The sequence below is a fragment of the Pedobacter westerhofensis genome (genome assembly GCF_900182595.1).
Lineage (GTDB): Bacteria > Bacteroidota > Bacteroidia > Sphingobacteriales > Sphingobacteriaceae > Pedobacter > Pedobacter westerhofensis.
Map to the genome: position 1 here is coordinate 12,559 of NZ_FXTN01000012.1, position 25,454 is coordinate 38,012.

The window sequence follows — 25,454 nt, forward strand, 5'->3', positions numbered from 1 at the left end:
TTTATCAGCCTGGTTTTACGCTTAAATTCTATTTTTCAAAAAAAAACCTAAAGGTAAATCAGACGTAGTATATTTACATTTTTGTAACGTAACATATATTTTGGCTAAAGATAAGACTAAGGAAACACCGTTAATGGGTCAGTACAATACGATAAAGGCTAAATATCCTGGCGCATTGTTATTGTTTAGAGTAGGTGATTTTTATGAGACTTTTGGCGCCGACGCCATCAAAACCTCTCAGATTCTTGGAATTACACTGACGCGCCGTGCCAATGGTTCGGACAACAGCGAACTGGCCGGTTTTCCGCATCATTCACTTGATACCTATCTGTCAAAACTGGTAAGGGCAGGGCAGCGCGTGGCCATCTGCGATCAGCTGGAAGATCCCAAAACCACAAAGACAATCGTAAAAAGAGGTGTAACGGAGCTTGTTACGCCCGGTGTGGCCTACGGAGATAACATCCTGAGCCAGAAATCCAACAACTATCTCGCCGCAGTCTATTTTGATAAATCAAACATTGGTGTGTCGTTTGCAGATATTTCTACGGGCGAATTCCATGTTGCACAGGGTAATGCAGAATATATCGACAAACTTTTGCTGGGCTTTAAACCTACAGAGGTTGTTTTCCAGAAAAGTAAACGGCACGAATTTATGGAGCTGTTTGGGGATAAATTCTATACCTATCCGCTGGATGACTGGGCTTTTACCAGCGATTACGCCAATGAGATCCTGAACAAACACTTCGAAGTTACTTCCCTGAAAGGCTTTGGCGTGGATAAATTACAAACGGGTATTGTTGCAGCAGGTATTGTGCTCCATTACCTGAATGAAACGGAACACCGCAACCTGAAGCATATTTCTTCGATTTCACGCCTGGAAGAAGATAATTATATGTGGCTGGACCGCTTTACTGTCCGCAACCTGGAGCTGGTAAGCTCGGCGAACGAGAATGCGATGACGCTGTTTAATGTGCTGGACCAAACTTCTACGCCGATGGGCGCCAGGATGCTGCACAAATGGATCGTGATGCCTTTAAAGGAACTGAAGCCGATACAGGAACGTTTGGGCGTGGTAGAATTTATGGTTGGGCATGAAGAGCTGATGGCCGATTTTCTCCTGCATATCAAACAGATTGGTGACCTGGAAAGGCTGATTTCCAAAGTAGGGCTGCAGCGTTGCGGCCCGCGTGAGTTATGCCAGCTGAAAAAATCGCTCTATTCTATTGAAGAAGTAAAAAATATAGCCTTAAATACAAATAATCCTTATTTAAAACAGCTCGCAGATCAGCTTGATCCTTGTCTGAGTATCCGTGACCTGCTGGAGAGAGAGCTCCAGAAGGATCCGCCTGCATTGCTGGTTAAAGGAAATGTGATTGCGGACGGGGTGGATGAGGAACTGGATAAGCTCCGCGCGATCTCGCTGGGCGGTAAAGATTTCCTTGTGGAGATCCAAAAGCGCGAAGCGGCAAAAACCGGCATTCCTTCACTGAAGATCTCTTTTAATAATGTATTTGGCTATTACCTTGAGGTAACGCATACGCATAAGGACAAGGTTCCGGCCGACTGGACGCGCAAGCAGACACTGGTAAATGCCGAACGTTATATCACGCCTGAGCTAAAGGAGTACGAAGAGCAGATCCTGGGCGCAGAGGATAAAATCCAGATGATCGAGGTGCGGATGTATGAAGCCCTGGTAAAACAGGTTGCGGCCTACATCAGGCCGATCCAGCTGAATGCTTACCTGACTGCCCAGCTGGACGTACTGCTGTGTTTTGCACAGCTGGCGATCAGCAATCACTATGTGAAACCGGAACTTGACCGCTCAAAGATACTTGATATTAAAGGCGGCAGGCACCCTGTAATCGAAAAACGCCTGGCTACAGGTGATGAATATATTACCAATGATGTGTACCTGGATAATGATACTCAGCAGATCATCATTATTACCGGCCCTAACATGTCGGGTAAGTCGGCCATTCTGAGGCAAACTGCGCTGATTGTGCTGATGGGGCAAATGGGCTCATTTGTTCCGGCGAAGGCTGCAAATTTTGGGCTGGTAGACAAGATCTTTACCCGTGTTGGCGCTTCTGACAATCTTTCTTCAGGAGAGAGTACCTTCATGGTAGAAATGAATGAAACGGCGAGTATCCTGAATAATATTTCAGACCGCAGTTTAATCCTCCTGGATGAGATTGGCAGGGGTACAAGTACCTATGACGGTATTTCTATTGCATGGGCGATTGCAGAGTTCCTGCATACACATCCTACAGCACGCCCAAAAACTTTATTTGCCACGCATTATCATGAACTGAATGAACTGGCATCTACCATGCCGAGGATCAGGAACTTTAATGTGTCTGTGAAAGAAATGTCCAACAAGGTGATTTTCCTGCGTAAACTGGTGCCGGGCGGCAGTGAGCATAGCTTTGGTATCCATGTAGCCAAAATGGCCGGGATGCCGCCAAAGCTGATCAGCCGTGCCAATGAGATCCTGAAAAAACTGGAGATTGACCGCACCGAAGGGCAGAGCATCAAGGACAGTATCAAAAAAGTGCAGAACCAGGCCTATCAGCTGCATATGTTTGCTGTAGATGACCCTGTACTGGTACAGATCAGGGATATGCTGAATAACCTGGATGTAAATGTACTGACGCCGGTAGAGGCCCTGCTGAAACTGGATGAGATCCAAAGACTAATCAAACAATAATATGGATACTTGTAGCCTGCGCCGCCACTGCTCTCTCAATTTTGTGATCATCATGGCCGCGCTGGCCTTGCTGTCTGCATGCGGTATCAGAAGGCCGTCTGCCTATAGTACCACAAAAGCGGCGAAAGCTGCCGAAGCAATGGCCGACCTGAAAAGTAAGGCTTTATACAGGTTTATTACAGACTGGACAGGGGTAAGGTATAAATTGGGAGGATTGGACAAAAGGGGCATAGATTGTTCAGGATTTGCCTTACTTTTGAACAGGGAAATTTACGGACTGGAACTCCCTAGGCGGTCCAGGGACCAGGCAGATGTGATCAGGGAAAAGGATCCGGCGCAGCTGAAAGAGGGAGATCTGGTATTTTTCGCTTTCGGGGGCAATGAAATCGACCATGTTGGCGTTTACCTTAACCACGGGTTCTTTGTGCATGCCTCAACAACCCGGGGAGTGATCGTTGATGACATGAGCCTGCCTGCCTATCAGCATGTGCTGGTTAAAGCAGGGCCGGTGAAAAATTAAACGATAAATAAATAGAAATGGAACCTAAGCACGATATCTCCTTTTGGACTAAATATAAAAAATTTGCTACAACCGAAATATTGATGTATCTTATTATGATCATAGGTATAGGGTTAGGGATTATTTTTCTTAGCTAATATAAAATCGATAAAAAAAAACTAAAATACTGATGAAGTTAAATTTAATCCGCCCTCTTGCTTTTTTTGATCTGGAAACTACCGGCGTTAATGTAGGTGCTGACCGTATCGTTGAAATTGCAATTTTAAAAGCCATGCCAGATGGAACTGAGCTGGTAAAAACAATGCGTATTCATCCTGAGATGCCCATTCCTTTACAATCATCCCTGATCCACGGGATCTATGATGAGCATATCGCCGATGCACCCAAGTTTAAGGAAGTGGCGGCGGAGCTGGCCGAATTTATTGGGGATGCAGACCTTGCGGGATACAATTCCAACCGCTTTGATATCCCTGTCCTGCTGGAAGAGTTTCTTCGTGCAGGTGTGGATTTTGAAATGGCCGACAGGAAGTTTGTTGATGTACAGAATATTTTTCACCAGATGGAGCAGCGTACATTGCGTGCGGCTTATAAGTTCTACTGTGATAAAGATATTATCAATGCGCATTCAGCAGAAGCTGATATCACGGCTACGTACCATGTATTGCTGGCACAGCTTGACCGTTATGAAAATGCTGATTTTGAAGACAAGCAGGGAAATATCAGCCAGCCTGTTAAAAACGATGTACATGCATTGCATACTTTCACCAATATGAACAAACCGGTGGATTTTGCCGGAAGAATGGTATTCAATGACAATGGTGAGGAAGTTTTTAATTTCGGCAAACACAAGAACCGTACGGTTGAGTCTGTTTTCGATTCGGAGCCAAGTTATTACGCCTGGATGAAACAGGGAGATTTTCCGTTATACACCAAGAAAAAACTGGAAGAAATCTGGCTGCGCTGGAATAAAAAGAAAGATTTGGCCAGGGCCGCAAAGCACCAGACACCAAAACCTGCTGAAGCAGCAAGATCCAACGAGGGCGTTAAACATGCTGATGCAGTAAAATCTGCTGAGGCTGTAAAATCTGCTGACGCTGTAAAAGACGCGGATGTAAACAAGCCTGCAGGAACAGATCGTACTGCTCCGGCCCAGACAAGAAACGACCAGCCCAGGAAATCTTTCCAGCAGCCTAAAAAGGAAAAACCGGCAGCAGAAGTAACTCCTGATATGCTTGAACAGCTTAAAATGAAATTTGGTAAATAATCTTCAATGAATAAATTAATATTAGTCAGCCTCATCAGTACGATGGGGCTGTCTGCTTTTGGTCAGCAGGTTTTGCCTGCAACGGCAACCGTTCAGCAGGCATATGCAAAGCAAACAAGAAATAAAAATGGTAAACCCGGGCCTAAGTACTGGCAGAATACTGCTGACTATGACCTGAAGGTTGATTTTGATCCCTCAACGAGGGTCCTCAAAGGCACCGTTGCAATCAGTTACAAAAATCAAAGCCCGGATACGCTAAAGGAAATCTGGTTTAAACTGTACCCTAACCTTTATCAGAAAGGTGCTCCCAGAACATCAAAAATCGCCGAGAAAGACCTGGGCGAGGGCGTTGCCATCAGCGAATTGGAACTGAATGGGAAAGCAGTGCCTGCTGCAGCAATTGCGATTGAGGGCACAAATATGCATACCGCTATTGCCGGTCTGGCACCGGGCGCAACTGCGAAGTTAAATATCAGCTACCAGTATATCCTTAATAAAGGTTCTCACACCCGTACCGGGCAGGTAGACGATGGTGCTTTTTTTATCGCTTACTTTTTTCCAAGGATTGCCGTTTACGATGATGTAGATGGCTGGAATAAATATCCTTATTTGGGAGATGCAGAGTTTTACAACGACTTTTGTAATTTTAAAGCAGCTGTAACGGTTCCCGGAGATTATGCGGTTTGGGCAACGGGAGACCTTGTAAATACTAAAAATGTGTTTACACCGGTGATTGCTGACAGGATTGCCCTTGCCGGAAAAGTTGATTCTGTAGTTGATGTCATTACCCCAGCAGAGCTTTCTGCGGGCACAGTGACCACCAAACAGGACCATCATACCTGGAAGTTTGAAGCAGAAAACGTGACGGATTTTGTTTTTGCGCTGAGCAATCACTATCTGTGGAAATCCAGCAGCCTGGTCGTTGATCCGAAGACAGGCAGAAGGACGCGCGTGGATGCGGTTTTTAATCCTGATCATAAAGACTATTACGAGGTGATCGGCTTTGCCAGAAAATCTGTAGAGGCGATGAGCTATAATTTCCCGAAATGGCCTTTCCCGTATCAGCACGAAACGGTGTTTGATGGTCTTGACCAGATGGAATATCCGATGATGGTAAATGATAACCCTACCGCGAAACGGGCAGATGCAATTACACTGACTGACCATGAGATTTTTCATACCATGTTTCCTTTTTATATGGGCATCAATGAAACAAAATATGGCTGGATGGACGAAGGATGGGCAACAATTGGCGAGTGGCTGATCTCACCAATGATTGATCCCTCAATCGTGGATGATTACGGCATCTCTGCTACGGCAATCTCATCCGGTACAGCAAGCGATACACCCATTATGACATTAACACCCGATCTTAAGGGCGTAGGGAGTTTTACAAATTCTTATCCCAAGCCGGGCATGGGCTATCTTTTTATCAAAGATGAGCTGGGCGATGAATTGTTTACAAAAGCTTTGCACCATTATATTGAACAATGGCATGGTAAGCACCCGATGCCCCAGGATTTCTTCTACAGCATGAATGAGGGTGCGGGCAGGAACCTGGACTGGTTCTGGAAGCGCTGGTTTTTCGAAGGCGGTGTGAACGACCTCGGCCTTGTTTCTGCAGATAAAACAGAGGGAGGGTATCTCATCAAAGTAGAAAATAAGGGCGGCAGGCCATTGCCTGTAGACCTGAGCTTAACGTATTCGGATGATTCTACAGAAAAGCTGCATCAGTCTGTAGGTGTCTGGGAGAAAGGTGACAAAACGATCTCTGTTCCGCTGAAAACGACAAAGAAACTAAAACGTATATTGCTGGGCAGTGTACATGTTCCGGATAAATTTGATAACAACAACTTTTTAAATGTGAAATAGGATAGAAGGTTCTCCTGCATCAACCATTTATAACATTTAAAAAGTTTTGTTGAACGAGCGATCCTGCCCGTTCAACGATTTGCAAATTTTATCTGAGGATTGAAATCTAAATTTATATCTGCCGGCCGTTTAAGCCGGCGGATATAAGCAAGCTGACATTTACAAGCCCCGGACGCCATGATTTCAATCAAAGAAGCAAAGTTGATCATACTGGAACATTCTAGGAAAGTTCCGGTTCACCCTATCCCGCTGGCAATGGCTTTAGGAGCTACACTGGCCACCGATCTTTACCAGCACCATACATCGTCCGGATATACGCGGGGATGCGAACTGACGGATGATGCCATAGGATATTTGAGGGGTATGGGCCATACCGAGGTGCAGGTTTTCCGACAGCCCCGGGTAGGGATCATCGTGGCGGCACAGGACCTGAGGCAGCCGGGGAGGGCCGAAATCTTCGGAAAAGTATCAGCATCGAATTCGCATGCACTTACTGCAGCTTTGAAGCAGCACGATATCAACAGGATTAACTTTTATAATGCCCAGGATACCCTGGAGGGCATGACCTCCGCTTTGACTGAAGCACTACTGGCAAATGATGTGCTGATCCTTACTTGTGGCATGAGCGTTGGTTGTTAAGATTTTGTGATCCGTGGGGCAGAGCAGGCAGGCATCAGGCAGATATTTAATAAGGTGAGACAGAAGCCCGGCAGGCCATTGTACTTTGGCGAGACTGATCATCAGGTTATTTTTGGGCTTCCCGGCAATGCTGCTGCCGTAATGAACAGCTTTTATCAGTATGTTTTGCCGGCAATTGAAAAGCTCAGTAATTTTAAAGTGGCACCAAAGAAAAACTGGTGAATGATCTCCCTGCAGCGCTGATGGTTGACAGGCTGGTAATCATCCGATCTGCCTGTCGTTCTTCTGTATGCAGTCATCAATAAATTTGGCTACGTGCCCTCAGTTCTCCCTGATATCTGTCTGATCTGAACGGTCAGTTACATAGGCTACCACGGTTTCGGGCAAAAAGGGAACGCTTACCCTACTGATGCCATTTTCTGCCGGTATGCTGTATTCTTTTTGAAAATCTTCTGCCAGTGGGATATCCCGTACCATCTGGGTGCGTTCCACCTGGTTCCTGTCCATGTATTTGAAGGCAAAGCAGGTGTAGATATTTTTAAGTCCTTTGCATTCAGATTTGATGCGGTAGCGGATGCTGTCGGTACTGTTATTGCAAAAGCTCACGTAGATCTTGCCTCCGTTCATTTCTGTAACTTCAACAGGGGCTGTCCATGTTTTTTTTGTTTGTGATTTTGTGGACAGGCCAAAAAGGATTAATCCGGATAACAGAAAGAAAGTTGTTACGATTTTTTTTACCATGATTTATAAAATTGGAATTGCAATCACAGCGCTTTTGCTCTGTGATTAACCATGGTAAAATTAGGGCGGCTGGGCCTGCAATAAAATACCCAAAAGTGGTGAAACCGCGAAAACCCCTTTTAAATAAAAAGGGAGCATCCCTAAGACACTCCCCGTTATTTTTCACAGATAGATATTTCTTCTTAAACAGAGATTGTGCCAAAATCCTGGGATCTAACAATATTTCATTTTTTTACGCGGATGGGTGTTTCCAGGAGCAATTATGATCTGGTCCTATAGAGGCCTGGCCCCAATACCGCGGAAAGACTTGTACATTTTTATGGACATCCCTGAATTTAGCTGCTAAACTGCAGTATTTATATCATTATCACATGCTAATAGTATTGCATCAATATTAAACGTATATGTGTTATACTAATTGTTTTATATTGATTTTTTGCGTTATTTATTTTTAACTTTATCGTCTGTTGTTCAAACAACAGATAATTAACTTTCGGAAATTATGGGTTTAAAGCTGCTGGTTGTAGAGGATGACGAAGGCGTTAGGGAAATGCTGAAATTGGTATTGAACTACGATGGCCATGACGTGATCATGGCGAAAGACGGGACGATCCTGGACAGCCTGGCAGAAATAAATCCTGATATTATCTTTCTGGACGAGTGGCTTTGCAACGAGAGGGGGAGCGACCTGTGCAGAAAGCTGAAAGCCAATGCCAGTACTGCCGGTATTCCTGTGATCCTGCTATCTGCACTGATGTCTGTTCAGCAGTTTTCTGTACAGGCAGGCGCTGATGGATTTATCAGGAAACCGTTTGACCTTGAGGAACTCACTGCAGTGATCAACAGGTATGCCTGATTAATTCAGGGGCAGCGAAAAACAGAAGGTAGAGCCCTTTCCTTCTACAGAATCTACCCAGATCCTCCCGTTTAAATGTTTTACGATCTCTGATGAGATGTACAGGCCTAAACCCAAACCCGGGAAAGTATACTCCCGGTTTCCGTTTACGCGGTAAAATTGTTCAAAGATGCGCTCCTGCTGATCTTTTCTGATACCAATACCAAAATCCTGTACACATATTTTTACCTCGCTGTCGTTCCCCTCCGTTGAAATGATGATGCGGCTTGCATCCGGGGAATATTTAATGGCATTGGTGAGGAGGTTGATGATGACCTGGCAGATCCTTTCTTTATCCCCGGTGATTTCTTTGTCAAAGTGCAGGTTTCTCTGTATCTCGTGATTGACGGAGGTACGCTGTACTTCTTCGATCACTTCTTCCACCATCTGGTTGAAACTAAATACTGAACTGGCCACCTGCAGCCGTCCGGTGCTGATTTTAGTCACTTCGAGGAGGTCTGCAATGAGATTGCTCAGCCGGTTGATCTGGTGATCCATCTTGGCCAGCAGTTCGGCATTTTTTGTATCGCCCGCCCGCCTGAACATCATTTCCATCACCTGTACATATGCTTTGATGCTCGTGACCGGTGTTTTTAATTCGTGACTGGCCACACCGAGGAAATTATCTTTTTGCTTTTCCAGTTCTTTCTGATCAGTGATATCAATATTGGAACCATACCATTTGATAATATGTCCGTTATCATCTTTTAGGGCAATAGCACGTACCATCCACCAGCGGTAAGTACCAAATTTATCCAGCAGGCGAAATTCAATCTGATAGGGGCTGCCCGTGTTTAAACACAGGCGCCAGGCCGCCCAGGCGCGCTTTTCGTCATCCGGATGTATGGTCTCTGCCCAGCCGTTTCCCAGCGCTTTGCTGATGGCGATAGGGCTTTTCTCGTTCCAGCGCTGGTTGATATAATCCAGCTGGCCCTGCGGGTCGCTCCTCCAGACCACTACCGGAACTGAATTGGCAAGGAATTCAAGTTCCCTGATGGCTATCTGGAGTTGTGTATTTTTAAAATCCAGTGCTTTTCCGGCTTTCAGCTCCGGACGGAGGTCGCGCGCTATGCCGGCAATTGCAATGGGCAGATCAGTGATGTCCTCGCGGATAATAAAAAGCTGTTTATGTATTGGGATTACTTCGCCGGTCTGCTGATGTACCAGTTCCAGGGTTCCAGACCATTTGCCACTGCGGTGCAGCTGCGGCATGATCACATCCCTGATCGCGGCAGCGGAATGTTCTGTATGGTACTGAAAGAGATTAGTTGTGCCCATATCTTCTTTATCCATCCCGATGAGCCTGAGTCCTGCAGCATTCAGGTAAATGGTGTTACCCTCAATATCAGAATAGTTGCAAAAGTCCTCGCTGATATCAACGATCATCCCCAGGCGCTGTAGTTCCGCCTTAGCTCTGATCTCCGGCCGCAGGTCGCGCACTGTGGCGCCCCGGCCTATGACCTCTCCGCTTTCCGGGTCCTTAGTGAGGATATAGTTCACCTGACAGGGAATATCTTCGTGGGTAAGGCGGTTCCTTAAACGAATGGTTCCCTGCCATCCCGTTTGCTCCTTAATTTGCTGGATCACGGTTTCCTGTACGCGTTTAAGTTCTGCAGCTGAGTAAAAGTCGTTGGCGCTGAGGGTAGTGACGTCCTCATCAGGATCTACCCCCAGTAATTTTCGCGCAGCTGCGTTCATATAGATCAGGTTGCCCTCCATATCTGCTACAGACATATGGTCGGCATTATGGTCTACCAGGCATAACAGCTGCTGCTCACGCATTCTGGCTGTGGAAAGTGCAAATGCAAGATGTTCTTCTGTTTCTGCGATCTTTTTTCTTGCCAGTACCAGCGCAGTAATGTCCACTATGGTTTGTACCACGCCTGCTGGTTCTCCCTGGGAGTTTCTCAGCGCTTTGATGGTATGGCTGAAATAAAAATCCTGCGGTGTTCCGTCAATCAGGATTTCTGTTTTGTCTTCCTTCTTATGGTAGGCGATACCTGTACTGAATACAAGTCTGATGTGTGCAACAATATGCTGCAAGCCTGCATCGGGCATTGCTTCCCTCACTGGTTTTCCAATAAGGGAAGCATCTTTTCCCAAAAAACTGAGCATACCGGCATTGACTGCTGCGATGACGATATCTTGTCCGATATAAATTGCCGTTGGTACAGCAGATGCCTCAACCAGCGATTTAAATAATTCCTGCTCTGAATTTAAGCTTGCCATAGATATCTTATGTAGCTACTAAGATATAATTTTTGTTATGGTTTAGAAAATTTCAGCGCGAACATGAATTTATGATGAATGCTCTAGTGCTTGTTTAAAATCTTGCAGGATATCTTCCTGATCTTCTATGCCTACCGACAATCTGACCATAGAGTCGGGGATGCCCATTTCTGCACGTCTTTCTGCCCCAAGTTCGAAGAAAATCGTATGTGCAACAGGGATGGCCAGTGTTCTGGTATCACCGAGATTGCTGGACTTGATCACGAGCTTGAGCCTGTTTAGAAAGGCAAAACAATCCACACCGTCATTGAGCGCAAAACTCATCAGTCCGCCATAACCATTAAAAAGGCTGCCGGCCAGTTCATGCTGCGGGTGGCTGGTTAAACCAGGATAGTACACCTTGCTGACAAGCGGGTGGGCTTCCAGAAATTCTGCCAGTGCCATTGCATTGGAGCAGGCCCGGTTAAGCCTCAGGGCGATGGTTTCTGAACCAACCGAAATCGTATGCGCTGCTTCTGGTGCAAGAGTTCCGCCACTGTCGCGCAGGCCTCTTTTCCTGATCTGGGTGATGCCAAGCATCTCCGGACGGATCTGCTCGCGCAGAACATCTGCAATGTTGGGGAAGTTTACCCAGTTATATAAACCTGTATCTGTTACACTGCCGCCCAGTGCATCGGCATGGCCACCGATATATTTCGTAAGTGAGTTGATCACCAGGCTTGCCTTTACCGTTACGGGACGGAAGATATATGGCGAAGTCATGGTATTATCTACCATGTAAATGATTGCCTTTTCTTCACAGAAGTCACCGATGGGCCCCAGGGCTGCTACCTGCGTAGCCGGGTTAGCGATAGTTTCTACAAATACCATTTTGGTATTTTCCTGATAGGCATTTTTGATTTCTTCAACTGAGGTTGCATCCACAAAAGTAATTGCAAGCCCCATGTCCATATAGGTCTGCATTACACTGCGGGTGTTGCCAAATAAATAAGAACTGGCAATGATATGGTCGCCGGCCTTCAGTAAAGCAAGCAGCGTGGCAGAAATGGCTGCCATACCTGTAGAGAATGCTACAGTAGCCATTCCATCTTCCATTTGTGTAACTTTATGTTCCAGCGCTGTTACTGTTGGATTGCCCTGACGGGAGTAAGCATAGCCTTTAGCCTTATTCTGAAATACATTAACCAATCCCTGAACGTCTTCAAAGCCCCAGGTAACAGCAGTATGGATGGGCTGGTGGAGCGCACCAAATTCTGGTTTTAGAAGACGGTCTGAATGTAATATAGTGGTTGTAAATCCTTTTTTATCGTTCATTTCTTTTCATTTTAACAGTGATGGCAAACTTGCGGCTTTTATTTGAAAAAAAAAACCTGTAAACCGATCTTTTACATTATTCCCCTTTCTATTCTGTTTTTCTTTCAGGTCAATTTGTTTACCGACCAGCATTGTGGTGTTTCGGGAGGGTACACAGTGTTTAAATTACGTCTATATATGTGATCAAAGTTAGATTGTTTGATCATTTGAAAAACTTTTATCGCTCAAAACCAGTTTATTATTGGTACTAAAACGATTATTCAGAATGCGCTCCACTCATCCCGATAATTTTGACGCCGTAACACGATTGTTGGCAACAGAAATTACAAGAAAAAAGGAATTCCAGGAAATGACCGAATTGCTGTCATTTATCTGCCATACTCCCATAGCCATGATTAGCCTGACAGGACGTGATAAACAATACATCAAATTTAAAGTGGGCATAGATCTGCAGGAACAATTGAAGGAGGATACATTCTGTCAGTATATCAGCGAAGCACAGCAGATGCTGATTATTCCGGATGCGACTAAAGACCAGCGTTTCTTTGATAACCCTTTGGTGGTAAAGGCGCCCTTTATCCGGTTTTATGCAGGAATGCCACTGATCACCCGAAGCGGCATCAGGGTTGGAAGTATCTGTGTGCTGGGGAGAATACCAAAAGAACTGAGCGCTACACAAAAACACAGGATGAGAGTGCTCTGCAAACGTATCTCAGAAATGATTGAACTGGAGTTTAGCCAGGTGGCTTAACAATTTGCGTGTAAACAGGCCATTGATTTGTATTTCATTCTGTACTTTTAGCTTTCCGAATTGAAATATGAACAAAACTCTCTTACTTACCGCTGTTTGCGGCGCGATGTTGTCTTCTGTTTGCGCGCAAACCAAACCTGCAGCCGGAAATTACCAGCCATCGGGGATTTTCTCTCCAAACTTTTACACCCATAGGGGCGATGAGTTCCGCACGGCAGAAGGCCGGCCGGGGCCAAGGTACTGGCAAAATCATGCTGATTACCAAATCAGTGCTACCCTGGATACGCTGAGCAACACACTGACTGCGGCAGAAAATATTACCTATACCAATAACAGCCCGAATGTGCTGAGCTCGCTGTGGCTGCAAATTGATCAGCAGATCTATAAAAAAGGTGCGCGCTCCAAGTCTTCTGGTGGAAGCTACACTTTTGATGACACTACGGAAGGGAACCAGTTCAAATCTGTCCATATTGTGGTGAATGGCAAAAAACAGCCTGCAAATTATGTGATCACGGATACACGGATGCAGATCCGTTTGCCCGAGGCGCTGGCAGCAGGCGGGGCTAAGATTAATATCCTGATCGAATATGCATATACGGTGCCGGGAGCATTTGGCAGCCGCACGGATTTTGCGGTTACAAAAAACGGAAAGATCTTTGAAATTGCACAGTGGTACCCAAGGATGTGCGTATACGACGATTCAAGAGGATGGGACACACTGCCATTTTTAGGCAGCGGCGAGTTTTATCTTGAATATGGCGATTTTGATTATAAAATTACGGTACCCTGGGATGTGATTGTGGCCGGCTCCGGCGAGTTGCAAAATCCCAGGGAGGTGCTTACTGCGCTCCAGAACAAAAGAATGGAAGCCGCAAAGAGCAGTGACCAGACAGTGATGATCAGGACAGCGGCAGAATTGAATGACCCTGCATCGAGACCTGTACAAAAGGGAAGCCTCACATGGCACTTTATCATGAGAAATACCCGCGATGTGGCCTTTGGCGCTTCAAAAGCATTTATATGGGACGCAGCAAGGATTAACCTTCCGGAAGGAAAAAAATCACTGGCCATGTCTGTTTATCCTGTGGAGAGCGCGGGCAATGACAGGTGGGGGCGCTCAACAGAATACCTGAAAGGCTCAATCGAACATTTTTCTGAGAAATGGTATCCCTATCCTTACCCGGTTGCGATCAATGAAGCAGGAATAGCCGGCGGCATGGAGTATCCGGGGATTCTTTTCGATGGCATTAACGATAAAGGAAAAGAACTGTTTTGGGTAACTGCGCACGAAATAGGGCACAACTGGTTCCCGATGATCGTTGGCTCAGACGAACGCCGCTATCCATGGATGGATGAGGGCTTCAATACTTTTATTGATGTTTATGCCTCGGATGTGTTTAACAAAGGAGAATATGCACCAAAAAGGGACAGTGAGTATGCTGAAAACCAGGGAAATCCGGCAGATGAAATCATTCCTTTCATCACTGACCCTGAGGCGCCTGTGATTATGACTGCTGCTGACGCGATTCCGGAGAAATACAGACATGCCTATGCTTATTTTAAACCTGCTTTCGGGATGATCCTGCTGAGGGAACAAATCCTGGGGCCTGAACGGTTTGATTATGCTTTCCGTCAGTATATTGCAGATTGGGCGTATAAACACCCTACACCATATGATTTTTTCCATGCTATGGAAAATGGTGCGGGCGAAGATCTCTCCTGGTTCTGGAAAGGCTGGTTTTATCATAACTGGAAACTGGACCAATCGGTACTGGATGTGACTTACAGCGGCAATTCCGGGAAGAAATTTGTACAGGTTAGGGTTGCCAACCTGGAGAAAATGGTGATGCCTGTAAACATTGCCGTTACATTTACGGATGGTACTGTTTATACACAGGTGCTGCCGGTTGAAACCTGGCTGATCAATAAAATACATGTGCTGAGAATTGCCTCGGAGAAAAAAGTAAAATCCGTGGAATTGGATCCTGAGCATAAACTGCCGGATGTAAACCGCAGGAATAATTTGCTGAAAATGAATTAAGTTGTTTGAATAACAGGGGCAGGGAGCGTAAAGAAAAAAGTACTTCCCTGCCCTTTGATACTTTCCACCCAGTTCCGGCCACCGTGATCACCGATGATCCGGGAACAGATAAATAAACTCATTCCCTTCCGTTAAACACACTGGTGATATCCTCAACGCGGTAAAATTTATCAAATATTTTGTGCAGTTCTTATTCAGAAATGCCTATTCTCTGGTCAGTTACCGAAAACAGCAGGTCGCCATTCTCCATAAATCTGGCGTCCAGCAGAATCTGTTTGGCCCCGGGCGAATATTTGGCTGCATTGCACACGATCTTTATAAGCACCTGTTCCATCCTCAGCTTACCAATGCTGACCATCCGGCTTTCATCCATGGTAATGATCAGTTCATGAGAAGGTACCAGCTGAGGGATCAGACCGGCCATCTGATTCAGATATCCGTTAAAATCTGCCAGTTCAAGATTATACTGACAGGCATTAATAACTGTGACTTCTGTGGTTTGACGTTTATATTTTATGGTAAATCAAACAGGAAAAACTATTGTTTTAATCAGGATAATTTTAGGTTTATTACTGTGCTTTCTTGTTTTTGTGAATCTGAGTCAACTTATATCGCAAATTATCCATTGTATTAACGATAAGTGCCTTTTGATAGTTAATTTATATCAATTCAGGTGTGGATAACATGTGGATTATTCCTTTGATTATAAATTTGGATGTTTGAGTTAAAATCTTAAATTTGATTTAACCAAATATTTACCTATGTCTACATCTCTGCCCAACCTGGCTGAATTGATCAGCCATATCACTTTATACAATAGCGAGAAAGCATACAGGCAGCTTTTTAAACTGCTCTATCCATCATTATACAGATTTTGCCACTGTCTGCTGAAGTCGAGGGAGCTGGCGGAAGAGACGGCCAATGACGTCATGATCACGCTTTGGCGTAACAGGCAACATCTCAGTGAAATTCAAAATGTGAGGGTGTATAGTTTTGTAATTGCGCGTAACCTTTCGCTGAATGTCCTGAACAGGGGCAGGAAGAGAGATATGGTTGCACTGGAGGATATCATGATAGAGATTGAACTGGATACGCCCAATCCGGAACAGCTCCTGATTAACGGCGAACTGAAGAAAAAACTGGAGAACGCAACCAGCGCGCTCCCTGCCCGCAGTAAACTGGTTTTTAAACTGATCAGGGAAGACGGCCTGAGCTACAAAGAAACCGCAGAAATCCTGAATATTTCTGTTAAAACTGTTGATGCACATTTGGTTACGGCAGTTAAAAAATTAACGGCCATTCTGAAGGCCGAGTTTAAGCTTATGTAATTTTTTTTCAAATTGTACTAGGGAGTTTTTGAATATTTGGTGTCCTATTACCTGCAAACCAAAAATAAACTTTCTGCGGTGTGATGGATACCAACAAAATCATAGAATTATTGGCCAGGAAAATGGCTGGTGAAGCTACGGCCGAAGAACTTAAACAGCTGGATGAACTGATTTTGAGATATCCCGATGCTGTTTATTATGAGGAGATCCTGAAAGAGATCTGGGAAGCATCTGCCGGCAATGCGGAGGATGTCCCTGATCCGGGACAGGCTTATCTCTTGCACCAGCTTAAATACCATCAGGACTTTCCTGTTCAGGCAGACCATGCCACAAAATCTGCAGAACCTTCTGAAAATATGTTTTCGCTCGCTGTGGGCATGCTGATCGTATTGCTGGTTTGTTTTACCTACTGGAATGTACGGGACAAAGGCGGGCCGGAAATCCGGATTTCTGTTGCTAAGGGAATGCGCAGGAATTTTGTGCTGCCCGATGGTACGCTGGTTTGGCTCAACTCAGGCAGTAAGCTTTCCTATGCTGCTGATTTTAATCAAAAAGATGCCCGGAAGGTACATCTGGAGGGAGAGGCTTTCTTTGATGTGAAACATCTTGCTGGCAGGCCTTTTATCGTGCATACGGAAAAAATATCTGTCAAAGTACTGGGGACAGCCTTCAATATCCAGGCTTATCCCGAAGACAGGACTTCTGAAGCCACACTGCTGCGTGGCTCTATCGAATTGTATGTGAATGGCAGTGCTAAACAAAAAGTGATCCTAAGCCCCTCGGAGAAATTTGCTTTCAGGGAGGAGCGTTCCCGACAGAAAAGCAATATCCGTACTAAGGGCACAAGGAACCTGATACTGATTGACCATGTGAAGCCGCTGAAAATAGGCAGCTCAGAATACATTGAAGAAACATCATGGAAGGATAACAGGCTGGTATTCAAAAATGAGTCCCTGGCTGAACTGAAGCCAAAGTTTGAACGCTGGTTTAATGTGAAGATCAGTATGGAATCGCCTTTAACAGGCACTTACCGGTTTACCGGCGTATTTACAAAAGAAAGTATTACAGAAGCCTTAACGGCTATGCAGCTCATCAAACCATTCACCTTTAAACTTTCAGCACATGACGTGATTATCCATTAAAAAAGGGGAGAATGCGACCAACATTCTTCCCCTTTAACCTTCAAACGGTAGTAAAACTACCATTGTTCGATTGCTAAACTTTGAAAAACTAATCTATGAAAAAAAAGGGATTGTTCAATGCAGGCGTATGCATCCGATTTTCCACAAAAAAACTATTGATCATGTTAAACTGGATTTTCGTTTTGTCGTTTGCCTGCTGTCTTCAGGCTGCTGCGGCCGGCTACGCCCAGGTCAGGAAAGTTGATCTGGAATTCCGGCACCTGAAGCTGAAGGACGCGCTGACCACGCTGGAAAATAAAGGGCAGTTGCGGCTGCTGTACAGTGAAGAAGATCTTCCGGCAGATAAGGTCATTGATCTGGTAAACAGTAATATATTGATTGCGGATGCATTGGATATGCTGCTGAAGGATACCGGGCTGAAATTTCAGCTGCTGGAAGACGGGTTGGTTGTGATCCGTCCCACAACTGCAGCGGCAGATGTTATTGTGAAGGGAACTGTTACTGATGCCAGAGGCCAGGCATTACCGGGCGTGAGCGTAAAGTTAAAGAATACACCAATAGCGATCAGCACCGATGCTGCGGGTAAGTTCAGCCTGAAAGTACCTGAGAACGGGACGCTTGTTTTTTCTTTTATGGGTTTTGTTACCCAGGAGGTGGCTGTTGGCGGACAGTCTGTAATCAATGTGAAGCTGATGGAAAATAGTCAGGCATTGTCCGAAATCGTGGTAGTGGGTTATGGTACGCAGAAGAAAGCCGTGGTATCTGGAGCGGTGACGGCTGTGAAGGGGTCTGAACTTGCCAAAACACCAACCGCTAATTTATCCAATTCCCTTGCAGGCCGGCTTCCCGGCGTTACCGCAGTACAAACCAGCGGGGAACCGGGCTATGATGGCTCTACGATTCGCATCCGCGGCGTAAACTCACTGGGAAATAATAATGCACTCATTGTGATTGATGGGGTTCCCAACCGCGCCGGGGGACTTGAGCGGATCAATCCCAATGATGTGGAAAGCGTATCTGTGCTTAAAGATGCTTCTGCTGCAATTTATGGTTCGCGGGCAGCAAACGGAGTAATCCTTATTACTACCAAACAGGGGAAGTCGGGCAAGCCACAACTAACGTATGAGTTTAGCTATGGGCTGCAGCAGCCTACAAGGACACCAAAGATGTCGAGCTCCTCACAGTATGCAGAGATACTGAACGAGCTGAAGATCTTTGGTGCGGATTTGCCAACGAGTCAGTGGAATGCTGCCTGGCAGGCATTTAACACTACCGGCTCTTACACCAGGCCCGATAATGGCAGTTTGCTGAGTCCGGCATACCGTCCGGATGAGCTGCAGAAGTTCAAAGATGGTTCTGACCCTTTGCGCTATCCGAATACGGATTGGTTTGGTACTACCCTCAAAACCTGGTCGCCCCAGCAAAGACACAACGTGCAGATCAACGGGGGCGCAGAAAACATCAGGTACCTGATCTCGCTGGGATATTTGGACCAGGACGGGTACTATGAAAAATCTGCCACCGGTTACCAGCAGTATGACCTGCGGCTGAACCTGGAAACCAATCTCAGCAAATATGTTACTGCAAGCCTGGGGATTACCGGGAGGGAAGAAATGCGCAATTATCCTACGGTGGCAGCTGCTGATATTTTCAGGATGCTGGTACGCGGAAAGCCCACTGAGCCTGAAGTATGGCCAAACGGCCTGCCCGGGCCGGATATAGAATATGGCTTTAACCCTTATGTGATCACCACAGACCTTACCGGATATAACCGCGACAGGAGAGACTATTTCCAGTCGACCGGCAAAATAGAAATCAGGGTTCCCGGTGTGGAGGGTCTGAAATTGACCGGAACTGCGGCCATAGATAAATTCTCGGGCAGGCAAAAGAACTGGCAGACACCATGGACGTTATACTACTGGGACAAGAAGAGCTTTGAGCCGGATGGTGTAACGCCTGTGCTGACAGGATCCGTGCGCTCACAGCGTACAGATGCCAGTTTATCTGAAACCGCGGGAGATCAGCTGGCGGTAAACCTGATGGGGATGCTAAACTATGATAAAAAGATCGGGGAACACAGCCTGGCACTAATGGCGGGGGTAACGCGCGAAAAGGTAGACAATGATGCCTTTGCCGCGGCCAGAAGGTATTTTCTCTCTACTGCTTTGCAGGAGCTGCTGGCGGGAAGTGACAAAGAACAAACGATCACCAATCCGGCTTCTGATCCGTACAGTCTGTTCAGGAGAGCAAGGTTAAGCTATTTTGGAAGAGTGGGTTATAATTATAAGGAAAAGTACCTTGCAGAATTTCTATGGCGCGCAGACGGGTCTTATATCTTTCCGGAAGACAAGCGGTTTGGGTTCTTTCCCGGTTTGTCGGCAGGCTGGCGTATTTCCGAGGAACAGTTCTTTAAGGAGGGAGTGCCTTTTGTAGATAACCTCAAATTAAGGGCTTCCTGGGGGCAGATGGGCGCAGAAGCCTACTTTGGTGATGCACTGGCCGAATATCAGTACCTCAGTACCATAGGTTTTGGAAATTATGTGACCAATAACCAGCAAACGCAAACACTGCATGAAAACAGGGTGCCCAACCTTTCCTTTGGCTGGGAAGTAGCCAATAATGCCAATGTGGGTTTAGATGCAGCTTTTCTGGGCAACAGGCTCAACCTGGAATTTGATTATTTTTATAATAAGCGGACTAAGATCCTGATCAGCCGTGCAAATTCTGTTCCGGGCAGCTCCGGGATTACCGATAAACTGCCCCCGGTAAATCTGGGCAAGGTAAACAACAAGGGCTTTGAATTTAAACTGGGCTTCAATGATAAGATCGGTGAGCTCAGCTATAATGTTAGTGTAAACGGAGGGTATGCGAAGAACAAGATCATTTTCTGGGACGAAACTCCGGGGGCGCCCGAATGGCAGCGTTCTACAGGTATGCCAACAGGAACAGGGCTGGTTTACCAGTATGCAGGCGTGTTTAAGGACCAGGCAGAAATTGATGCCAATATGGTTAACTATAGTGCCTTTACCGGAAAGCTACTGCCGGGCGATATGAAATTTGTGGATGTAAATGGTGATGGAAAGATTAACGGAGATGATCAGGTACGCCTGGACAGGACCAGTACGCCCACTTTTACCGGTGGTTTTAACCTCAGCCTGCAGTACCGCAATTTTGACTTCTCAGCGTTGATCCAGGGAGCAACAGGCGGAGTACAGAGCGTAGGGCTTACGGAATCAGGGGATATTGGCAATTTCCTGGAATGGTCGTATAGAAACAGGTGGACAATCGACCGGCCCAGCAGTGAATATCCCCGCCTTTCCAACCGCGGGCAAACTTATTTTACTGATTTAAATATCGCAGGAAATAATACTTACTGGATCCGTAACAATAATTATGTGCGTGTAAAAAATGTGGAGCTGGGATATACGTTTCCGGGAGAAATCTGTAAGAAAATAGGTCTCTCTGCATTAAGGGTTTATGTGAACGGCCTTAACCTGTTTACGTTTGACAAGATCAAGATCTGGGACCCTGAATCTACAAACTCCAGTGCCCAGTATTATCCCCAGGCGCGGGTGATCAACTCTGGTATTAAAGCAACTTTCTAACCCTATGTCCATGAAGATATTAATATATTGTTCTATGAAACAGATGATTAAGTATAAATATATTTACTTTTTATTTATCCTGCTGCTGCTAGCGGCCGGCTGTAAAAAAGATTTTCTTGCTGTAGACCCGCCTGACCAGATCCAGGCAGAACTGGTGTGGAAAGACCCGGCCCTGGCGCAGGCTTTTGTAACTGATATCTATAACGGGCTGAGCGTTGGCGGTTTTGCCGAGCAGATGCTATCTTCGGTGTCTGATGAAAGCCTTTTTACGCATCCTAACAGGGGTATCGATTTGGTGAACGCCAGTACGATCAACCCGACCACACTGGGCTGGGTAGATGATTCCTGGAGCTATAACCTGATGTATAACAGGATCCGTGCCTGCAATATCACTATTGAGAAGCTATCAGGCACGGATAACAGTATCACTGACCAGCAGCTGAAAGATCAGCTGCTTGGCGAGGCGCATTTCCTGAGGGCCTACTTTTACCAGCAGCTTGTGCGCTACCAGGGCAGTGTGCCGCTCGTAACAAAAAGTTATGCACTGGATGATGATTTCACGATCAAGAGGTCTACCTATGAGGAATGCATCAACCTGATCATAAAAGATTGTGAGGATGCAATTATGATGCTGCGCGGGAAAACGCTGCCATCCGGACGTGGTTCCTCCCTGGCTGCCATGGCGCTTAAATCCCGGGTGCTGCTGTATGCGGCAAGCGATCTACATGACATTCCAACGGCAAAATCCAAATCACCGGTGATCTCAGGATACAGCAACCCGGAATACCTGGGCTACGTTAGCGGCGACCGTAATCTGAGATGGAAAGCAGCGCTTGATGCGGCTAAAGCGGTAGTTGATGCAGGTACTGGTTACAGGCTAAACCTTAGCACTAAAGCATCTGCCGAAGAAGGCCGGTTGAATTATAAAAGTGTCGCCATGGGCGGAGGAAGCAAGGCGCCGGGGATTGATGCGGCAGCCGCATCGGAACTGATCCTCGCCAGGTATTTTATAGATCTCAGTGATATGCGTTATGGGCGGGCGAACGGGCCGAACGGCTACCACAACTGGGCAGGAAATACGCCCATTGGTTTGCTGGTTGATGATTATGAAATGGCCGATGGTACTGCGTTTAGCTGGACTAATCCGGCACAGAAGTCGGCTCCATACCTTAACCGTGATCCGCGTTTATATGCAACCATACTCTACGATGGTGCGGGATGGAAACCGCGCGACAAGGTCTCGGGAAATGTAGATCCTGCCAACCAGATCCAGACCGGGGAATATGACTTGCTGGAAGGGGGCAGCGTAATCACCCTGAAAGGACTGGATACCCGCGGAAGCTCTATAGAGAACTGGAACGGCAGCTGGACAGGTTATTACACCCAGAAGTTTATTGACCCGGATCCCAATATTGTAGATGCCAACCAGCCCCAGTTTGTGCCCTGGCCATTTTTCAGGTATACAGAAGCGGTTCTGAATTATATTGAAGCGAGTATAGAACTTAACCAGCTGCCCGAGGCGGTATTGTGGTTAAACCGGATCCGTTTCAGGGCGGGTATGCCGGCGGTAACGGCAGGTTCCCAGTCAGCGTTAAGGGATATCTATCGTCACGAGCGGCGGATAGAGATGGCATATGAAGAACAGCGTTATCATGACACGCGGCGCTGGATGATTGCACCGGAGACACTGGGCAGGAAAACGACCTACATCAAAATCACCGGTAAATTCAAAACTGGAAAAACGATGTCGGCCCCCTATCATTATGATCCTTCAGTGTACGATTATACTTATACGCCTACAACAGAAACGGCACAGGAAGACCGCAGATGGGATGATAAGATCTATTTCAGGCCCTTTAGCCGTGATGAGATCAACCGAAACAAAGACCTGAAACAGAATCCCGGTTACTAAAGATGAAAGCATTATTAACGTTCGTTCTGCTGATCAACTCCTTTTTCTGCATTGGACAGCAGAAACTGGAGTCGTATCGGCAACAGATTGAAGGAACTGGACTTGCTTTTACGATGCAGCCTGTGCCAGCGGGTGAATTTATGATGGGCAGTGCGCATGGCAAAGCAGATGAACTTCCCCTGCATCCTGTAAAGCTGGATGCCTTCTGGATGGCTGCCTTTGAGCTGACCTGGGATTTATATGAGCCCTTTCTTTACAGGGATTTTGAAGTAAGCCATAGTACGGGGATAGTCCCTCCGAAGGTGGATGCGGTTACCAGGCCAACCAAGCCTTATCTGGATATGACCTTTGGCATGGGAAAGGAAAACCATCCGGCGCTTGCGATGACGCAATACAATGCGATACAGTACTGCAAGTGGTTATATGCCAGAACAGGAGTGTTTTATCGTCTTCCAACTGAAGCTGAATGGGAGTATGCCTGCCGCGCAGGGAGCAGTGCCGAATATGCTTTTGGTGAGCTGAAGGATATTGATCAATATGCCTGGTACCAGCTGAACAGTGGTGGTAAAACACATGAGGTTGGAAAGAAGAAGCCAAACAGATGGGGCTTATATGATCTGTACGGCAATGTAGCGGAGTGGACTTACGATCAGTATATACCTGGTTTTTACAGTCTTCCCAAAGCATCGGCACGCAATCCGGTGGCTGTGCCCGACAAGTTATATGCACATGTGATCCGTGGCGGCAGTTACGAAGATATGGCTGCGGACCTGCGTTCGGCGGCCCGCCATGCCTCAGATCCTTCGTGGAAACAACTGGACCCGCAGATCCCTAAAAGCAACTGGTGGTTCCCTGAAGCGCCTTTTGTAGGTATGAGGCTCGTACGGCCTCTGCCTACACCTTCAAAGTCTGAGATTGATGCCTACTATGACCAGCCTGTGATCCCTGATTATTAACCTTAAAAATATGAAAGATATGAACAATGAAGATTTAAACGGAAAACGCCGTGAGTTTATCAAAGCCTCTGCTTTGATTGCGGGAGGTGTATTGTTGAATAACTTCTCTTTTGCCGGCGGGCATTCGTCCGTTGATGATACGATTAAAATTGCGCTGATCGGTTGTGGCGACCGGGGCACGGGCGCAGCTTTTCAGGCATTGAGCACTTCGGCAAACGTAAAGCTGGTAGCGATGGCAGACGCCTTTCAGGACCGGATGGACAGCAGCCATAAAGCGCTTTCTGAAAAGTTCAAACAAAAGGTGGATGTTCCGCAGGAACGCAGGTTTATCGGGTTTGATGCTTACCAGAAAGCGATTGCGCTCGCAGATGTAGTGCTGCTTACTACACCTCCTGGTTTCAGGCCTGTGCATTTTGAAGAAGCCGTAAAACAGGGAAAGCATATTTTTATGGAAAAACCTGTAGCTGTAGATGCACCAGGGATCAGAAGGGTACTGGCCGCGGCAGAAACTGCAAAGCAGAAAAAACTCAATGTTGTTGTGGGGCTGCAGCGCCGTTATCAGGCCAATTATCGGGAGGCGCTGCAGCGAATCCATAACGGAGAGATAGGAGATATATTTGGAGGGCAGGTTTACTGGAACAGTGGCGGAGTATGGGTAAAGAAACGTTTGGCAAACCAGACAGAGATGGAATACCAGATGCGGAACTGGTATTATTTTAACTGGCTTTGCGGCGACCATATTGTTGAGCAGCATGTTCACAATATCGATATTGCCAACTGGGTGAAAGGAGCTTATCCTGTGTCGGTACAGGGGACGGGGAGCCGGGCCTGGAGGACAGGCAAAGATTATGGCGAGATCTACGATAACCATTCGGTGGAGCTCAGCTATGCAGATGGTGCTGTGATCCATAGCCAGTGCAGGCATTTTGAAGGAACCGCTAACCGTGTGGATGAAAGCTTTCAGGGAACTAAAGGAAAGGTTTACTTATCTGGCTCTAACCAGGCTGTGATATGGGATCATACAGGTCGGGAAATCTACAGGCATCCGGCAAAGGGCAATGCCAATCCATATCAAACTGAACATGATGAGCTGTTTGCCGCAGTGAGCAGGCGCGAACATAAATTCAGTGATGCAGAACGCGGTGCCAAAAGCTGTTTTACGGCTATTATCGGGAGATATGCCACCTATTCTGGCGAAACGATTAAATGGGACGATGCACTGAAGGCAGAGAATAGCCTGATGCCAGACCAGTTAAGCTGGACTGCGCGCCCAAAAGTTTTGCCGGATGAAAGTGGGTTATATCCTGTGCCAATGCCTGGTAAAACCAAGGTAATCTAACAGGATTTGAGTAATAAACAGAATTGTGCCGGAAATACGATTAAATATGCCTTATTTCACATTTAAGCGTGTTTTTGATCAGATTACTTTGTTGTTAAGCTCATTCTTACATTAGGCTTTTTTGTGCTTTTATTTATGTTTATAAACTTTATAATCAGACTATTGTATATTTATGAATAAATTAACTGTTGAGATTAGC

20 protein-coding genes are annotated in these 25,454 nt (G+C 46.2%); 15 read left to right on the top strand and 5 right to left on the bottom strand.

Annotated features, from left to right (window positions below; translation table 11 throughout):
* Window positions 1-100 precede the first annotated feature (100 nt).
* The 6 genes from mutS to FN831_RS21335 all read left to right on the top strand — a co-directional run bounded on the left by mutS (window position 101) and on the right by FN831_RS21335 (window position 7,224).
* The gene (gene mutS, locus FN831_RS21310; RefSeq protein ID WP_142530231.1) at window positions 101-2,707 is read left to right on the top strand and encodes a DNA mismatch repair protein MutS; all 2,607 of its coding nucleotides are present in this window, start codon (window positions 101-103) and stop codon (window positions 2,705-2,707) included.
* A gap of 1 nt (window position 2,708) precedes the next feature.
* Window positions 2,709-3,227, top strand: a complete 519-nt coding sequence (locus FN831_RS21315) for an NlpC/P60 family protein (RefSeq protein ID WP_142530232.1) — start codon at window positions 2,709-2,711, stop codon at window positions 3,225-3,227.
* Window positions 3,228-3,396: 169 nt separating this feature from the next.
* Window positions 3,397-4,491, top strand: a complete 1,095-nt coding sequence (locus FN831_RS21320; RefSeq protein ID WP_142530233.1) for a 3'-5' exonuclease — start codon at window positions 3,397-3,399, stop codon at window positions 4,489-4,491.
* Window positions 4,492-4,497: 6 nt separating this feature from the next.
* On the top strand, window positions 4,498-6,363 hold the full coding sequence (locus FN831_RS21325) for a M1 family metallopeptidase (RefSeq protein WP_142530234.1): 1,866 nt from the start codon (window positions 4,498-4,500) through the stop codon (window positions 6,361-6,363).
* Between the two features lie 177 nt (window positions 6,364-6,540).
* On the top strand, window positions 6,541-7,002 hold the full coding sequence (locus FN831_RS21330; RefSeq protein WP_142530235.1) for a MoeA family protein: 462 nt from the start codon (window positions 6,541-6,543) through the stop codon (window positions 7,000-7,002).
* Between the two features lie 6 nt (window positions 7,003-7,008).
* Window positions 7,009-7,224, top strand: coding sequence for a molybdopterin-binding protein (locus tag FN831_RS21335; protein ID WP_142530236.1), 216 nt, complete (start codon window positions 7,009-7,011; stop codon window positions 7,222-7,224).
* Window positions 7,225-7,323: 99 nt separating this feature from the next.
* On the opposite strand, the gene FN831_RS21340 is transcribed toward FN831_RS21335, so the two are convergent.
* Window positions 7,324-7,743, bottom strand: coding sequence for a hypothetical protein (locus FN831_RS21340; protein WP_142530237.1), 420 nt, complete (start codon window positions 7,741-7,743; stop codon window positions 7,324-7,326).
* Window positions 7,744-8,245: 502 nt separating this feature from the next.
* On the opposite strand from FN831_RS21340, the gene FN831_RS21345 reads away from it, so the two are divergent.
* Window positions 8,246-8,599 (top strand): response regulator transcription factor, encoded by a 354-nt coding sequence (locus FN831_RS21345; RefSeq protein ID WP_142530238.1) that lies wholly within the window; start codon window positions 8,246-8,248, stop codon window positions 8,597-8,599.
* Here the strand turns inward: FN831_RS21345 and FN831_RS21350 are convergent, their stop codons facing one another.
* Both FN831_RS21350 and FN831_RS21355 read right to left on the bottom strand, forming a co-directional pair.
* The gene (locus FN831_RS21350; protein WP_142530239.1) at window positions 8,600-10,867 is read right to left on the bottom strand and encodes a PAS domain-containing sensor histidine kinase; all 2,268 of its coding nucleotides are present in this window, start codon (window positions 10,865-10,867) and stop codon (window positions 8,600-8,602) included.
* Window positions 10,868-10,936: 69 nt separating this feature from the next.
* On the bottom strand, window positions 10,937-12,181 hold the full coding sequence (locus tag FN831_RS21355; protein ID WP_142530240.1) for a cystathionine gamma-synthase family protein: 1,245 nt from the start codon (window positions 12,179-12,181) through the stop codon (window positions 10,937-10,939).
* Window positions 12,182-12,446: 265 nt separating this feature from the next.
* On the opposite strand from FN831_RS21355, the gene FN831_RS21360 reads away from it, so the two are divergent.
* Together FN831_RS21360 and FN831_RS21365 are read left to right on the top strand one after the other, a co-directional pair.
* Entirely contained in the window at window positions 12,447-12,932 is a 486-nt protein-coding gene (locus FN831_RS21360; protein ID WP_142530241.1) for a GAF domain-containing protein, read from the top strand.
* A gap of 67 nt (window positions 12,933-12,999) precedes the next feature.
* Window positions 13,000-14,973, top strand: coding sequence for a M1 family metallopeptidase (locus tag FN831_RS21365; RefSeq protein ID WP_142530242.1), 1,974 nt, complete (start codon window positions 13,000-13,002; stop codon window positions 14,971-14,973).
* Here FN831_RS21365 and FN831_RS28295 read toward each other — a convergent pair.
* Together FN831_RS28295 and FN831_RS21370 are read right to left on the bottom strand one after the other, a co-directional pair.
* On the bottom strand, window positions 14,970-15,095 hold the full coding sequence (locus FN831_RS28295; protein WP_262711895.1) for a hypothetical protein: 126 nt from the start codon (window positions 15,093-15,095) through the stop codon (window positions 14,970-14,972). The genes FN831_RS21365 and FN831_RS28295 overlap by 4 nt on opposite strands.
* A gap of 68 nt (window positions 15,096-15,163) precedes the next feature.
* On the bottom strand, window positions 15,164-15,397 hold the full coding sequence (locus FN831_RS21370; protein ID WP_142530243.1) for a histidine kinase: 234 nt from the start codon (window positions 15,395-15,397) through the stop codon (window positions 15,164-15,166).
* 337 nt (window positions 15,398-15,734) lie between these two features.
* Here FN831_RS21370 and FN831_RS21375 point away from each other — a divergent pair, with 337 nt between their 5' ends.
* From FN831_RS21375 to FN831_RS21400, 6 genes are all read left to right on the top strand, one after another.
* Window positions 15,735-16,301 carry an RNA polymerase sigma factor gene (locus tag FN831_RS21375; protein WP_142530244.1) on the top strand — a complete coding sequence of 189 codons (567 nt, stop codon included), beginning with the start codon at window positions 15,735-15,737 and terminating at the stop codon, window positions 16,299-16,301.
* An 83-nt stretch (window positions 16,302-16,384) separates the two neighbouring features.
* On the top strand, window positions 16,385-17,443 hold the full coding sequence (locus tag FN831_RS21380; RefSeq protein ID WP_142530245.1) for a FecR family protein: 1,059 nt from the start codon (window positions 16,385-16,387) through the stop codon (window positions 17,441-17,443).
* A gap of 161 nt (window positions 17,444-17,604) precedes the next feature.
* The gene (locus FN831_RS21385) at window positions 17,605-21,048 is read left to right on the top strand and encodes a SusC/RagA family TonB-linked outer membrane protein (RefSeq protein WP_246101678.1); all 3,444 of its coding nucleotides are present in this window, start codon (window positions 17,605-17,607) and stop codon (window positions 21,046-21,048) included.
* A 34-nt stretch (window positions 21,049-21,082) separates the two neighbouring features.
* The gene (locus tag FN831_RS21390) at window positions 21,083-22,960 is read left to right on the top strand and encodes a RagB/SusD family nutrient uptake outer membrane protein (RefSeq protein WP_142530246.1); all 1,878 of its coding nucleotides are present in this window, start codon (window positions 21,083-21,085) and stop codon (window positions 22,958-22,960) included.
* Window positions 22,961-22,962: 2 nt separating this feature from the next.
* Window positions 22,963-23,916: a formylglycine-generating enzyme family protein gene (locus FN831_RS21395; RefSeq protein WP_142530247.1), complete on the top strand. Its 954-nt coding sequence runs from the start codon at window positions 22,963-22,965 to the stop codon at window positions 23,914-23,916.
* A 10-nt stretch (window positions 23,917-23,926) separates the two neighbouring features.
* On the top strand, window positions 23,927-25,255 hold the full coding sequence (locus FN831_RS21400) for a Gfo/Idh/MocA family protein (RefSeq protein ID WP_317132107.1): 1,329 nt from the start codon (window positions 23,927-23,929) through the stop codon (window positions 25,253-25,255).
* The last annotated feature ends 199 nt before the right edge of the window (window positions 25,256-25,454 follow it).

Excerpts from the sequence above, each read along its gene's own strand:
- FN831_RS28295 (WP_262711895.1), bottom strand. The coding sequence starts at position 15,095 with ATGAGTTTATTTATCTGTTCCCGGATCATCGGTGATCACGGTGGCCGG.
- FN831_RS21390 (WP_142530246.1), top strand. The coding sequence starts at position 21,083 with ATGAAACAGATGATTAAGTATAAATATATTTACTTTTTATTTATCCTG.
- FN831_RS21320 (WP_142530233.1), top strand. The coding sequence starts at position 3,397 with ATGAAGTTAAATTTAATCCGCCCTCTTGCTTTTTTTGATCTGGAAACT.
- FN831_RS21315 (WP_142530232.1), top strand. The coding sequence starts at position 2,709 with ATGGATACTTGTAGCCTGCGCCGCCACTGCTCTCTCAATTTTGTGATC.
- FN831_RS21375 (WP_142530244.1), top strand. The coding sequence starts at position 15,735 with ATGTCTACATCTCTGCCCAACCTGGCTGAATTGATCAGCCATATCACT.
- FN831_RS21365 (WP_142530242.1), top strand. The coding sequence starts at position 13,000 with ATGAACAAAACTCTCTTACTTACCGCTGTTTGCGGCGCGATGTTGTCT.
- FN831_RS21345 (WP_142530238.1), top strand. The coding sequence starts at position 8,246 with ATGGGTTTAAAGCTGCTGGTTGTAGAGGATGACGAAGGCGTTAGGGAA.
- FN831_RS21395 (WP_142530247.1), top strand. The coding sequence starts at position 22,963 with ATGAAAGCATTATTAACGTTCGTTCTGCTGATCAACTCCTTTTTCTGC.
- FN831_RS21340 (WP_142530237.1), bottom strand. The coding sequence starts at position 7,743 with ATGGTAAAAAAAATCGTAACAACTTTCTTTCTGTTATCCGGATTAATC.
- FN831_RS21350 (WP_142530239.1), bottom strand. The coding sequence starts at position 10,867 with ATGGCAAGCTTAAATTCAGAGCAGGAATTATTTAAATCGCTGGTTGAG.
- FN831_RS21385 (WP_246101678.1), top strand. The coding sequence starts at position 17,605 with ATGTTAAACTGGATTTTCGTTTTGTCGTTTGCCTGCTGTCTTCAGGCT.
- FN831_RS21325 (WP_142530234.1), top strand. The coding sequence starts at position 4,498 with ATGAATAAATTAATATTAGTCAGCCTCATCAGTACGATGGGGCTGTCT.
- FN831_RS21360 (WP_142530241.1), top strand. The coding sequence starts at position 12,447 with ATGCGCTCCACTCATCCCGATAATTTTGACGCCGTAACACGATTGTTG.
- FN831_RS21330 (WP_142530235.1), top strand. The coding sequence starts at position 6,541 with ATGATTTCAATCAAAGAAGCAAAGTTGATCATACTGGAACATTCTAGG.
- FN831_RS21380 (WP_142530245.1), top strand. The coding sequence starts at position 16,385 with ATGGATACCAACAAAATCATAGAATTATTGGCCAGGAAAATGGCTGGT.
- FN831_RS21400 (WP_317132107.1), top strand. The coding sequence starts at position 23,927 with ATGAAAGATATGAACAATGAAGATTTAAACGGAAAACGCCGTGAGTTT.
- FN831_RS21370 (WP_142530243.1), bottom strand. The coding sequence starts at position 15,397 with ATGGCCGGTCTGATCCCTCAGCTGGTACCTTCTCATGAACTGATCATT.
- FN831_RS21355 (WP_142530240.1), bottom strand. The coding sequence starts at position 12,181 with ATGAACGATAAAAAAGGATTTACAACCACTATATTACATTCAGACCGT.